Origin of the sequence: Gelidibacter gilvus, assembly GCF_004115975.1 — a bacterium.
Taxonomy (GTDB): domain Bacteria; phylum Bacteroidota; class Bacteroidia; order Flavobacteriales; family Flavobacteriaceae; genus Gelidibacter; species Gelidibacter gilvus.
Window position 1 is genome coordinate 65185 of record NZ_SDDZ01000010.1, and the last position, 11425, is coordinate 76609.

An 11425-nucleotide genomic window follows, 5' to 3' on the forward strand; every position below is an offset into this window, starting at 1 on the left:
TTACTTTGGGTAGCGGTTTTTTTATATTTATACTTTAACTAAAATACTTATGAGAATGAGATTCCTATTCACCTTGTGTCTTTTGACGTCATGTTTCATTTTTGGACAAAAACAGACGGACCTATCGTATTATTTACCACAAAACACTACTTATGACAAATCCATTCCTACCCCACAGTCTGTTATTGGACATGAAGTTGGCGAGTGGCACATCACTCATGATAAGTTGGTAGAATACATGAAAGCTTTGGCTGCAAGTTCAGATAGAATTACTCTCGAAAATAGAGGTACTACCTACGAAGGCAGACCTTTAGTTTTGCTCACTATTACCTCAGCAAAAAACCACGAAAATATTGATGCCATCCGTCAGCAACACATTTCGGCTACGGAAGACAATGCGTCCGTAAACACTAGCAATATGCCTATTGTGGTCAACCAGGGATTTTCAATTCACGGCAATGAGCCCAGTGGTTCCAACGCTGCACTTTTGGTGGCGTATTATCTCGCTGCCGCAGAAAGTAGCGAAGTCAAAAATATGCTAGACAACATGGTCGTGCTTTTTGATCCGTCTTTCAACCCCGATGGTTTACAGCGTTTTGCATTTTGGGCAAACTCCAATAAAAGCAAAAACTTAAACCCTGATCCAAATGATCGTGAGTATAATGAAGTCTGGCCACGAGGTAGAACCAACCATTATTGGTTTGATATGAACAGAGATTGGTTGCCGGTACAACTGCCAGAATCTCGAGCAAGACTGGAAACTTTCCATAAATGGCTGCCAAATATCCTGACGGACCATCATGAAATGGGGACCAACTCTTCTTTCTTTTTCCAACCTGGAATTCCGAGCAGAACCCATCCGCTAACGCCGCAATTAAATCAGGATTTGACAAAGCGCATTGGCAATTTCCACGCTAAGGCTTTTGACAAAATTGGTTCCTTTTATTATACTGAAGAAAGTTTTGACGATTTTTACTATGGAAAAGGCTCCACCTTCCCTGACATTAATGGAAGTATAGGTATCTTATTTGAACAAGCGAGTTCTAGAGGCCATATTCAGGAAAGTGACAATGGCATATTAACCTTCCCATTTACCATCCGCAATCAGTTTACTGCAGCATTATCCACTTTGGAGGCAGGTCATGACATGCGTGAAGAAATCTTAAAATACCAACATGATTTTTTTAAAAATGCACGTGGGGAAGGAATTAAGGAAAAAGGAAAAAACATCGTTTTTGGAGATTCAAAAGATGCCGCCAAAACCTATGAATTGGCCGAGATATTGAGAAGGCATCAAATTGAAATCTATGACCTTAAGGACGATGCCACGATAGATGGCAAACAATTCAAAAAAGGCCACAGCTATGTCGTACCTAAAAATCAGAAAAACACCCGACTGATCAATGCCATGTTCGAAAAGCGAACGACGTTTCAGGACAGCTTATTCTATGATGTGTCCGCGTGGACTTTGCCACTGGCTTTTAATTTAGATTATGCGGAAGGCGTTCTGGCCTCACATTTGGGCGAAAAAGTGTTGGATTTAAAAATGAAACCAGGGCAAGTATCATCTAAAAGTGATTATGCCTATTTAATGGAATGGCACGAGTATTACACACCAAAAGTGCTCAACGCCATTCTCAAAAACGATTTAATGGCCAAAGTTGCCATGAAACAGTTCGGAACTAAGGACAAAAAATACGATTACGGCACCATCTTAATTCCTGTACAAAATCAATCTAAAAACGCTGATGAGCTTTATCAGTTTTTAAATGAATTAGCCAAAGATGGCCACGTGCAAATAGATGCTGTTTCAACAGGTCTAACCGAAGGGATTAACTTAGGAAGCAGCGAATTCAAACCTTTGACCCTTCCAAAAATCGCCCTTCTTGTAGGTAATGGAATTTCATCTTATGATGCAGGAGAAATCTGGCATTTACTTGACCAGCGTTATGACATGATCTTAACCAAATTGGATACTGATAATTTAGGTCGTGTCGATTTGAGTCGCTATAACACCATCATTATGCCAAGTGGTACTCTCGATAAAAGCAACACTGAAAAATTAGCCACTTGGGTTGAAAATGGCGGAACGCTCATTGGATTTAAAAACACCCTGCGTTGGTTGAACACTAACAAATTCATGAAACTCGATTTCAAAAAATCGGAACGTGTCGCCAAAAATATAACTTTTGAACAGCGTAGCGATTATAGTGGAGCCCAAGTGATTGGTGGTGCCATATTTGAAGTGAAATTGGACCGCTCCCATCCTATTAATTTTGGATATAAGAATGACAAACTTCCTGTATTTAGAAATTCTACTTTATATATCAACCCAGACAAACAGAGCTACAACAACCCTATACAATACACTAAAAACCCATTATTGAGTGGCTATGTATCCAAGCCAAACTTGGATAGTTTAGCATTGACGGTACCTTACCAAATGCAGCGCATGAAACGAGGTAAAGTAGTTGCGTTTACGGACAACACCAATTTTAGGGCGTTTTGGTTTGGAACCAATAAATTAATGATGAATGCTATATTTTTTAGAGACGAACTATAATTGTAACTGATTAATAACTCATTTTCGTTTAAAACTACAGGTCTAACAAAAACTAAAGTAGCTAAAATGAAATTCCAGAGTTATAATTTAACGGCCATCACATCTAAAATAAGCACAGCTGTCAAATATATAAGCGCATAAAGAATTCCAAAGTTAAGCCATAATATAACAGCAATCACAATCATAAAAATCGGCACCAAACTTATGACTACTGCAAAACGAAATGTAGACGTAAATTCTGGTTCCTTTATTTTTGGTACCAGAATAAGTTTCCAAATCGCATAAGGTAGAAATAAAGAAATGCACAATCCTATTTTGGCTATCGCCTTTATCGGATTGTGCTTTTGTTTGGATTGGCTTTTACAGCCTTTAAACTCAGCTGTGACACATTGATTAACGGCTCCCGGATTAAGAAAATCCGCATTTAAAGCTTCTAACTTTTGCAATTTTTCGTCGTAATCCTCGCCATCAATATGCGTTGTGACTGTTGTTAAAGCATCATACACATCTTGTTTCAATCTTAAAACTGTTGCATTGGATGGTAGTGTTTTGTAGTTTTCTGATGATAAAGGCGCTCCAAAGTTTAAGACTACATGGTCACCAAATTCCTCCGGCCTTCTATAATTAAAACCTACGGGCACTAAATTGATTTCAATATCTGGATGGTCATTTAAAGTTTCGGCAATAATTCTGGTAAACCCCTTACTCAAGGTCCTCACTTGCCGTTTTATATTATGGTTCCCTTCTGGAAAAAGAACGATGGCATTATTTTCATGAAGTAAATTCGAACAGGTTTTAAAAATGGCTTTATTATTCGACAAACTGTCCCACCCATCTCGAACACGATAAACAGGCAACATCAATAGACTTCGCAAAAATTTGCTCATCCACGGTTTTTGAAAAACACTGGCTCTAGTCAAGAAATAAGAAAACTGTCCTTTTTTGGTGGCAATGAGAAGCGGATCCATCAAGCCGTTTTGATGGTTTCCCAGAAAGAGCGTTGGTTGATTTGGAAGAAGATGCTCCTTATAGTTGATCTCGATTTTTTTATAATAAAAAAACAGAGCCAATCGGATATAACTTCTCATGCTGTGTAACCATAGTAATTTCAATCTGCTGTTATTCCTCAATTGTTCTATGGTTTAGGCTACGGTTGATCCATTTAACACTTGCATTTCTGGTCGCAATAAAAACACGTCACCATCTTTTACGGCACCAACAACTAAGCATTCACTCATAAATTTTGCAATTTGCTTCTTTGGGAAGTTTATGACTGCTACAACTTGTCTGTTCAACAAATCTTGCTTCGAATACAGTGTGGTAATTTGTGCGGAAGATTTCTTAATTCCCAAAGCACCAAAATCAATAACTAATTGATAGGCAGGATTTCTTGCCTCGGGAAAATCATTGATCTCAACAATAGTTCCTATGCGTAAATCAACTTTGGTGAACTCCTCAAAAGTTACTATCTTTTCCATGCTCAAAATGTAGTTAAACTTAAACTAATTCACAAGATAAAAGATAAAATCATGGCTCAAACCCCTTCAAACATGTTGCCTTTAGGAACAAAGGCACCCTTTTTTAAACTGATGGATACCGTGAGTGATGAAAAGCTCACTTTGGATGATTGTAAAGGTCTAAATGGTACCGTCATTATGTTTATTTGCAATCATTGCCCATTTGTAATCCATGTGAATTCAAAATTGGTACAATTAGCAAAAGAATATAAATCCAAGGGCATCGATTTTGTAGCTATTTCAAGTAATGACATCGAAAACTATCCACAGGATGGGCCAAAATTTATGAAAAAAACCGCCATAGATGAAGGTTATATTTTTCCTTATCTCTATGATCAAACCCAAGAGGTTGCCAAAGCTTATAATGCTGCCTGCACTCCGGACTTTTATGTTTTTGACGCTCATTTGGAATTGGTCTATAGAGGTCAACTTGATGGTTCAAGACCTGGCAATGACATTCCGGTAACGGGAGAGGATATCGGAAACGCCCTCAATGCCCTTCTGAATAATCAACCCATCTCGCAGGATCAAAAACCAAGTATTGGCTGCAATATAAAATGGCGACCTGAAAATCGAAAATAAGCATCAAAATTTTATCCTCTGCCACTAAAACAGGAAAATTAAACTGACACCCTCAAACGCAATAAAACAGAACACCCCATGAAAAAAATCTTCATAACTATTGGCGCTGTACTTGTTCTTTTTATTATTCTACTATATTGGTCATTAAACAGCACGCCTAAAAATTATGGGACCTCCACCATCGTCAATCTTGACAATGTCAATACAATTAATTTCAAGGATTATGATTCGCTGACCATTTCAGCAAGCACGCTGTATGAAGCCAGCGATTTGAAAAAAATGATGCAAGGAGAGCATTATCGCGATGCTTGGGCCACTCCAGTAAAAGTACCAGTTGTGTTTTTGGATACACTTTTAGGTGGTCTGACCATCGTAAAAGAAGGTGGCGGCAACCAAACAAAATCCTTAAAGCTCCAGGATAGTATCGGCAATAAATACGCGCTAAGAAGTATCAACAAAACGCCTGCACCATTGATCCCTGAATTTGCAAAAACATTAGGTTTGGAAAACATTATTATAGATGGCATTTCCGCACAACACCCATATGCAGCAACAGTTGTCGCCCTATTGGCCGATGCGGCACACATCTTACATACATCTCCAAAAGTTTATTTTATCCCCAAACAGGAGGCTCTGGAAGAATACAATGAGGATTACGGCAACAAGCTTTTTCTATTCGAACATGAAACGGAAAGCAAAACCAATTGGACGACCATTAAAAATGTCAGCACAATTATTGAAACCGACGATTTACAGGAGCTCAAATTAAAACGTGGCGACACACTTAAAATAGACGAACACGCCTTGGTAAGGGCGCGCCTATTTGACTTGGTTATTGGCGATTGGGACAGACATGCCAAACAATGGGGATGGGTCATAAAAGAAGAAGAGAACGGTCAGGTTGCCATTCCGCTACCTGCCGATAGAGACAATGCCTTTTTCAATATTGGTGGCATCGTCCCCAATATTATTGCAAGTAAAAATGTCACTCCTGAAATGCGTCCTTTCCAAAAAGATATTGATTACCTCCCGGGATTGATCCAAGATTTTGATGTCTATTTTTTAAAGAGTACACCGGAATACGTTTTTGTTGAAGAAGCACAGCAATTGCAAAAACTGTTGACGGATCAGGTCATCGAAAATGCGGTACGTCAATGGCCAGCTCAGATTTACAAATTGGATGGTTTGGAAATTGAAAACAAACTCAAAAGCAGAAGAGACGAACTCCAAACCTACGCAAAGGAATTCCAACGCCTCTTGGTGGAAAAACCATATCCAACATCACCCTTAAAAGGTTCAGAAGACGTCAAGTTCAATGGTCATTATTTGAACTGTTTCGAATGCTATTAAAATAGCATAAAGGGAGTTTTAAAATAAGAAAAACGGCTAAAATAAGCCGTTTTTCTTCAATTTTGGAGCAAAAAATACATTCTATATGAATGAACAAATAACTGCATTTAAAGTCAGATATCAGCGCGACGACAACTGGATTGTTAGCTCGAATAAATCAATATTTAACTCTAATGGAATTTCGTTAAATAAACCTAAAACGGCATGATTTTTCCTGAAAATAACTGTATTTTATGATCTCTAATATGAAATACCTCATTTTCTTAATCATAATCTTTAGCACGTCAATGAACGCCCAACACATTATTCCTGAATCCATATCTAAAGAAATAAAAAAGGCTTTAGAGTTTTATCCTGACCTCCGGGATACCCACATTGAGTTTCGATTTAAAAAGAACATAAAAAAATCGACCATGCAGGCCAGACCAACATTTGGAAGTTTTTTTAGAGCTCGTAAAAACAGGAGGTATGTGATTCTCATCAGTGAAAAGTTCAAGATTTCTGATAAAGAATTCTTGACCAAGCATATTCCCTCAGATATATTAATCGGTTGGATTGGTCATGAATTGGGTCATGTCATGGATTATTCCAATAGAAGCAAACTCAATTTGATCTGGTTTGGAGTTAAATACCTTCTTTCTGATTCTCATATTGTAGAAGCAGAACGTGCGGCAGACACCTATGCCATACGCCACAATATGGAAAACTATATTTTAAAGACTAAGGATTTCATCTTGAACAATGCCGATATACACGATGCTTATAAATTGCGCATAAAAAAGTATTATTTATCGCCAGAGGAAATTATGGACCTCATCGAAAAACGCAAAATAGAATCGGAGGCTATAGCTCAGTAACAAAAGACTCCCATTCCTTGAATTTATCGGCCTTCATCACCCGTTCCATTTTTACCTGACCTCCTTTTTTCTTATTGGCTCCGCTCCATTCGTGAAAAACGGAAGGTTTCACCAAAGTGACCTTCACTCCTTTTAAAGCTTTACTTCTGGCCACTTTATAATTTTTATTGGCTTCCTTTAAAAAGTTGTCCAAGCTTTCCACAATCTGCTGCTCGTCCAGTGCATCTTCTGAGCCAATATACCAACAGTGATAGAATTCATCATCTTCACAGCGTTTTGCGCAAATGGTATATTCCGGTATTTTAGTCGAAAACTCAGCTTCGAGATGTTTCATCGCATCATCCATTTTATTGACAGATAATTGCGATCCAACCGTATTCAGGAAAAACTTGGTGCGGCCCGTAATTTTAATTTCTGCCCGCTCCACATCTGTAAACATAATGGTATCGCCAATTTCATAGCGCCAAGCGCCACTCACGGTACTCATCAACAACACATAATCTTGGTCTAATCTCACATCCTTTAAAGTGATGGACGGCGCATCCTTAACCAAAGACCCATCTTCTTTGATGTATTCAGGTTTAAAAGGAACAAATTCGAAATAAACACCTTCATCCGTTACCAATTTCATGGCATCAGTATCTGGTCGTGATTGAAAAGCGATAAATCCTTCAGAGGCCAAGTAGGTGTCAATAATTGTAATGGGTTGTCCCATTAAGGCATTGAAACTTTTCTCATAGGGTCCAAAAGCAACGCCACCTGAGGTAAATACTTGAAGGTTTGGCCAAATTTCGTGGATATGGTTTAAATTATGATGTTTGATTACTTTTTGAAGCATGAGCTCAATCCAGGAGGGAATTCCGCTCAAAGCGCCAATGTCCCAGTTTTCTGCATTTTCAGCAATCCGCTGTACACGTGCATCCCAATCGTCTATTTTAGAAATCTCCTCTCCCGGCTTGTAATAAGGTCGAAACCAAAACGGAATTTTGCTAGCGCTAATGCCACTAATTTCACCTTCCAAATGATCGTTATGCTCCTTCAACTCCGTAGAACTGCCCAACATCATAATTTCCTTTTCAAAAAAATCGGCTGGGAAATCAAAATTACTGAGGGCAAAAACCTGTTGTATTCCTGTATTTTTAATGGCGTCAATCATCTCATCGGTAACCGGAATGCGCTTACTCTCTTTCCCTGTTGTGCCAGAACTCAAAGCGAAATATTTAGGATGTCCAGGCCAGGTGACATCTTCTTCACCGTCCTGAAGTCGGTACCACCATTCGCTATTGATTTTGTTATAATCAAAATAAGGCACCTGGTTTGCAAATGCAGTTGCTGGAGATTCCGATTCCAATATCGATTCAAAATCATAGTGCTTACCAAACGCCGTATTCTTTGCTTTGGTCAACAGCTTTTTTAAAAGGTCTTGCTGTTCTTCAACAGGATTTTTTTCTGATGAAAAGGAATCTTTAACATCAATGATTCCCTTGATAATATTACCTAATATGGCCATGAGTTGATTTTATTTTAAGAAATTCTAATTGTATTGATACTTTTTAACCACTCTTTTTTTCCACAGCGTTCACAAGTGTCTTTAGCAATTTGCAAGGGCACCGAATGCCCACACGAGGTACACGAATAATACGTGCCCGAACTGCGTACACTGGAAGTTCCATAGAGAAGTTCTGGTCGTATTGGCAAACCGTAGCCTACTTTCTCGTCCTCCAAAAAAAAAGCACTTATATCGCCTGTGGTTTCCAAATAGGCATACTTAATCTGACCCAAATGCTCTACCGATTTTAAGCGCAATTGGGAATACACTTCATCAGCTGCCAAATTTTCCTTATTGAGAATGTTTAAAACAAATTCGCCATTTTCAATAATGAGTTTTGGTTCACCTTCGATTAAACGTTCCAAAGGCTTAATTTTTACCGCCAACATGGTAATGAGACGATATAGAATGATCACAACTATTATCACCACGATGCCCGGCACAACCCCCACGTCCTCGTAGAGCATTGGATCACCGGCCGCCGATCCTAAAGCGATAATAATGACCATTTCAAAAATGGACAATTGTTTGACACCGCGTTTTCCGGCAAATCGCAATAATACAAGTAGCACTAAGAACATCACCGCTACCCTAAAAACAACTTCCAGTAAAAAGCTATAGGGCAACTCGTTCATCAGAACGCGTGGCCATTCGAAAACATTTTCCATTTTGATGAAAAAAAGTTCTTAAGCGGCCATTTTACGACATTCTTCGGCACATTTTCTACAAGATTCAGCACATTTCTGACAGTGTTCATGATCGTGTTGACCACATTGTTCGGCACACCAGTCACAAATTTCTGCACATAATCTACAATATTCCGCTGCATGTTTACTGTCTGCTGCCATCATTTTTATGGACACCAAACAGGCATCAATACATTCTACACAGCATTTTGGGCAGTCATTCATACTTTTCATTCCCGCCATTTCAACGAGACAGTTTTGACAATCTACCAAACATTTTTGGCAGGCTTCAATACATTTTTGATACGCTGTTTTCATAAAAAAGAGTTTTATGCAATTTCAATAATTTAAGAGGATGTGCGTAATTCAATTCGTAAAAAAATTAACCCTTATACTCTTATTCTGAAAGAGCACCAATTATTAAAAAATTTTTAATTACTTTATGCTAAAATCACAAAAAAGTGAATCTAAAAAAATTTCTTATTGGCTTTGGTTTTACTGCTATGTTCTTCACCTTGCTGCCACTTATTCCAGCAGATTATTGGTGGATACGCATGTTTGATTTCCCACTAATTCAACTTACAACACTCACTTTTATTGCCATTCTGATATATTTTATAAAATTCGATTTCAGAAACTCTAAAGACTACTTATTCATTGCAGCCCTTATTGGATGCTTTATCTTTCAATTTTCAAAGATTGTTCCTTATACGCCTTTTTACGCCAAAGAAGTGCACGATGCCACCAAAACTTCCAATACTAAAAAGATTAAACTACTCACTGCCAACGTCTTGCAGAAAAACGAGCAAAATGATAGCTTGATCGCTATTATTGAAAAGCTCAATGCGGATGTTATGGTGTTTACAGAGGCCAATAACCGATGGCAGGATGCCATTGTTAAACATTTGTCTGCCGATTATAAATATAGAGTTGAGCTGCCATTAGACAATACGTATGGCATTTTGATGTATTCTAAATTAGAACTCATCAACCCAGAAATCAAGTTTATGGTTACAGATACCATCCCCTCTATCCACAGCAAATTAAGATTACCTTCCGGCGATATAATTCAACTTTTTGCCGTACATCCCACACCACCGATGCCTCAAGAAAACCCGTTGTCGACCGACAGGGACGCCGAACTTATGATGACTGCAAAATTAGCACGTGAATCTCCAATTCCTGTAATAGTAATCGGCGATTTCAATGATATTCCTTGGTCATCAACAACACTTTTATTCCAAAATACCAGTGAATTACTGGACATTAGGGTTGGAAGAGGATTTTATAATACTTTTAATGCCAAAAAATCTTTGCTACGATGGCCTTTAGATCATATTTTTGTCTCACCCGAATTTAGGTTAATAGACTTAAAAACTTGCGAATCCATAGATTCTGACCATTTTCCTTTTTATGTAGAATTATCATTTGAACCCGAAGGCGCAAAATCACAAATGCCAAAACCGGCATCAAAGGAGGATTTGGAAAAAGCAAGGAATCAAATTGAAAAGCTCAAAACAAAAAATGGATCATAAAAATGTTAGAATTCTTTAAACCAAGAATTACTCCTTATAAAGTCTCACATCATTTTTATAATCTCAACAATATTCTTGTTAGCATTTATAACAAGTTTGAGAAATAAGAGTAAACAGAAATCACCAAAACATCTGAAATTAAAATTGATTTTACATCTGAAATTGATGATAGCTTATGATTGTACTTATAGCGCCCCAAAAAGACATAGAAAACGAAACTCAAATTCTGGATCAGCTTTTCGAGTCTGGTCTAGAATGTTATCATTTGAGAAAACCCTATAAAACTGCTCAAGAATATGTCAATTTTATAACTGAAATAGACCCAAAATATCGCAACAGAATCGTTCTCCATCATTTTCATGAATTGACGAATAACTTTGATTTAAAGGGCATCCACTTTGAAGAGGAACAACGGCGGAAGTATATTGAATCACCTACCCGTTATTTTAAAAACTTAAAACTTTTCGGAAAAACCATCAGTTCTGCGTTTCATGAATTAAATGATTTGGAGCACAGCGATTTCGAATTTGATTATCATTTTCTATGGTCGCAATTTCCCTCAGAAACCCAAACTACCTCTGAAAGAAAACGAAGTGATGTTAACGGCATTGATAAACTAATTTTTTGTGTTTCTGAATTGGATGCCAACACTATACATGAAATTTTTGCTTTAGGCTATAAAGGAATCGTCGTGATGGAAGATTTTTGGCAAAGCAAAGAGCCATTGGAAAATTTTACGAACTTAAAAACCGTTTATGATGCCATTATCACTAAACCATAAGTTGA

Annotated in this window: 11 protein-coding genes; 6 read left to right on the forward strand and 5 right to left on the reverse strand. The window is 37.8% G+C overall.

The window, feature by feature from the left end:
• Positions 1-55: 55 nt before the first annotated feature.
• Complete coding sequence (locus ESZ48_RS14645) at positions 56-2563, forward strand: M14 family metallopeptidase (protein ID WP_129018249.1); 2508 nt, start codon at positions 56-58, stop codon at positions 2561-2563.
• An 80-nt stretch (positions 2564-2643) separates the two neighbouring features.
• Here ESZ48_RS14645 and ESZ48_RS14650 read toward each other — a convergent pair whose 3' ends face one another.
• Positions 2644-3651 (reverse strand): 1-acyl-sn-glycerol-3-phosphate acyltransferase, encoded by a 1008-nt coding sequence (locus tag ESZ48_RS14650; RefSeq protein WP_129018291.1) that lies wholly within the window; start codon positions 3649-3651, stop codon positions 2644-2646.
• Between the two features lie 54 nt (positions 3652-3705).
• Entirely contained in the window at positions 3706-4041 is a 336-nt protein-coding gene (locus ESZ48_RS14655; RefSeq protein ID WP_129018250.1) for a tRNA-binding protein, read from the reverse strand.
• Positions 4042-4092: 51 nt separating this feature from the next.
• Between ESZ48_RS14655 and ESZ48_RS14660 the strand changes: the two genes are divergently transcribed.
• The 3 genes from ESZ48_RS14660 to ESZ48_RS14670 all read left to right on the forward strand — a co-directional run bounded on the left by ESZ48_RS14660 (position 4093) and on the right by ESZ48_RS14670 (position 6869).
• The gene (locus ESZ48_RS14660; RefSeq protein ID WP_129018251.1) at positions 4093-4662 is read left to right on the forward strand and encodes a thioredoxin family protein; all 570 of its coding nucleotides are present in this window, start codon (positions 4093-4095) and stop codon (positions 4660-4662) included.
• Positions 4663-4740: 78 nt separating this feature from the next.
• On the forward strand, positions 4741-6012 hold the full coding sequence (locus ESZ48_RS14665; RefSeq protein ID WP_129018252.1) for a hypothetical protein: 1272 nt from the start codon (positions 4741-4743) through the stop codon (positions 6010-6012).
• A gap of 245 nt (positions 6013-6257) precedes the next feature.
• Positions 6258-6869 (forward strand): hypothetical protein, encoded by a 612-nt coding sequence (locus ESZ48_RS14670; protein ID WP_129018253.1) that lies wholly within the window; start codon positions 6258-6260, stop codon positions 6867-6869.
• Here the strand turns inward: ESZ48_RS14670 and ESZ48_RS14675 are convergent.
• The 3 genes from ESZ48_RS14675 to ESZ48_RS14685 are packed head-to-tail and all read right to left on the reverse strand — an operon-like array spanning position 6856 to position 9422.
• On the reverse strand, positions 6856-8379 hold the full coding sequence (locus ESZ48_RS14675) for a GH3 family domain-containing protein (protein ID WP_129018254.1): 1524 nt from the start codon (positions 8377-8379) through the stop codon (positions 6856-6858). The genes ESZ48_RS14670 and ESZ48_RS14675 overlap by 14 nt on opposite strands.
• Positions 8380-8393: 14 nt before the next feature.
• A complete protein-coding gene (locus tag ESZ48_RS14680) occupies positions 8394-9086 on the reverse strand; it encodes a DUF421 domain-containing protein (protein ID WP_129018255.1) in 693 nt (230 codons plus the stop codon).
• 18 nt (positions 9087-9104) lie between these two features.
• Positions 9105-9422 (reverse strand): four-helix bundle copper-binding protein, encoded by a 318-nt coding sequence (locus tag ESZ48_RS14685; RefSeq protein WP_129018256.1) that lies wholly within the window; start codon positions 9420-9422, stop codon positions 9105-9107.
• Positions 9423-9565: 143 nt separating this feature from the next.
• Here ESZ48_RS14685 and ESZ48_RS14690 point away from each other — a divergent pair, with 143 nt between their 5' ends.
• Positions 9566-10639 (forward strand): endonuclease/exonuclease/phosphatase family protein, encoded by a 1074-nt coding sequence (locus ESZ48_RS14690; protein WP_129018257.1) that lies wholly within the window; start codon positions 9566-9568, stop codon positions 10637-10639.
• Positions 10640-10814: 175 nt separating this feature from the next.
• Positions 10815-11420 carry a thiamine phosphate synthase gene (locus tag ESZ48_RS14695; protein WP_129018258.1) on the forward strand — a complete coding sequence of 202 codons (606 nt, stop codon included), beginning with the start codon at positions 10815-10817 and terminating at the stop codon, positions 11418-11420.
• Positions 11421-11425: the final 5 nt, after the last annotated feature.